The 1,967-nt window shown below is 63.9% G+C and carries 2 protein-coding genes; both read right to left on the minus strand.

Annotated features, from left to right (window positions below; all coding sequences use genetic code 11):
- Window positions 1-166 precede the first annotated feature (166 nt).
- Complete coding sequence (locus AUC71_RS05800) at window positions 167-490, minus strand: hypothetical protein (protein ID WP_069623506.1); 324 nt, start codon at window positions 488-490, stop codon at window positions 167-169.
- Window positions 477-1,967 (minus strand): TadA family conjugal transfer-associated ATPase (locus AUC71_RS05805; RefSeq protein WP_425283357.1); only part of this gene is annotated, 1,491 nt, incomplete at its 5' end. The genes AUC71_RS05805 and AUC71_RS05800, both read right to left, overlap by 14 nt.

Consider the following 1,967-nt stretch of genomic DNA (forward strand, 5'->3'; position numbering starts at 1 on the left):
CGATGGCATTGGCAAACTCGGTCAGGAACTTGGCTTGGCGAGATCTGATGCGGCGCGCAAGGAGCCAGCGGGGGAGCCCGAAACCGCAGGCAAACGCGGCTAACAGCGCGATCAGCGGCTTCATTCCGAAGACGAGGACGAGAAAGCCGCCGATGAAAGCCGCAAATCACGGAGAAGATGTAATAGGTCCGCGCCTTATCTCGAGGCCGGCGCGCATCAGCTTGGTGCGAAGGGACACACGCTTCTTGGCCCTTTGTTTCGCCTCGATATCCCGGATCGTATCCTGCACCTGCTTGCGGCGCATCTGCAGCGGCTGCGGCACGCCCACGCGCTGGCGCAGCCCTGCTTGGCCTTGCGCCACATTGGCGACGCGCTTGCTTGCTTTGCGCTCGTCGCTGAAATACGGCATCACCAATACGTAGACGATGCCGCCGACCCCGAGGGCGGCGAGCGCTACGGCCGCTAGCTGTACGAGCTCAGGACTGGGCAAATCCCTCTCCTAACGGACGGCCGTGCTCATCATGAACCTCGCCCGCGGCCAAGGTCTCGGTGAGCCGCTTGTCTTCACCGTAATAGCGCGCCCTCTCGTAGAAATAGGGCCGTGCGATGCCCGTGGAACGATGACGGCCGGAGACACGCCCGTTCGCGTCTTCGCCGATGAGATCGTAGACGAAGAGATCCTGGAGCGTGACCGTCTCTCCCTCGAGGCCGACGACCTCGGTGACGTGGGTGATCTTGCGGCTGCCGTCGCGCATGCGCGCGGCCTGAACGATGACGTCTACGGAGGAGGTGATCATCTCGCGGATGGTCTTGCCCGGAAGATTGTAGCCGCCCATGAGGATCATGCTCTCCAGACGGCTCAGGCACTCGCGCGGGCTATTGGAGTGGAGCGTGCCCATGGAGCCGTCATGGCCCGTATTCATGGCCTGCAACAGATCGAAGGCTTCGGGTCCGCGCACCTCGCCGACGATAATGCGATCGGGCCGCATACGCAGGCAGTTCTTGACGAGATCGCGCATGGTGATCTCGCCCTCGCCTTCGAGGTTCGGCGGCCGCGTCTCCAGACGCACCACGTGGGGTTGCTGAAGTTGCAGCTCCGCCGAGTCCTCGCAGGTGATGATGCGCTCGTCGGGCTCAATGTAGGCGGTCAAGCAGTTGAGCAGCGTCGTCTTACCGGAGCCGGTACCGCCGGAAATGATGACGTTGCAGCGCACCCGGCCGATGATGGCGAGCAGCGTGCGCCCCTCGGGGCTGATCGTGCCCATTCTCTCGAGCTGGTCGAGCGTGAGCCGTTCTCGCTTGAACTTACGGATGGTGAGGCTGGGGCCGTCAATGGCGAGCGGCGGCGCGATGACGTTCACACGGCTGCCGTCCGGGAGACGCGCATCGCAGATCGGGCTCGATTCGTCGACGCGACGGCCGACTTGGCTCACGATGCGCTGGCAGATATTCATCAGCTGCGCGTTGTCGGCAAAGCGGATGGAGGAGGGCTCGACCTTGCCGCGCACTTCGATGTAGGTCGTATTTGCGCCGTTGACCATGATATCGGCGATGTCGTCGCGGGCGAGCAGCGGCTCCAGAGGGCCATAGCCGAGCACATCGTTGCAGATGTCCTCGAGCAGTTCCTCCTGCTCGGCGATCGACATCACCACGTTCTTGATGGCCACGATCTCGCTGACGATGTCGCGGATCTCTTCGCGCGCGGCATCGGGGTCGAGCTTGGCGAGCTGGGTCAGGTCGATCGTATCGATGAGCGCGTTGAAGACCGTCGTCTTGACGTCGTAATACTCCTCGGAGAGGGTGCGCTCCGTGGGCTTGCGCGCCGGCTTCGGCGTGGACGGTTGAGGACCGGCCTCGGGGGCGGCGTCGTTGCCCGCTTGCTGCACAGGCTCGACGCTCCGTGGCGGCTCTGGCGTTGGAGCCTTTTGCTGGGGCGCGGCGCGCGGGGTTGACTCCGTTTCCGAACT

Source organism: Methyloceanibacter marginalis (genome assembly GCF_001723295.1).
GTDB classification, from domain to species: domain Bacteria; phylum Pseudomonadota; class Alphaproteobacteria; order Rhizobiales; family Methyloligellaceae; genus Methyloceanibacter; species Methyloceanibacter marginalis.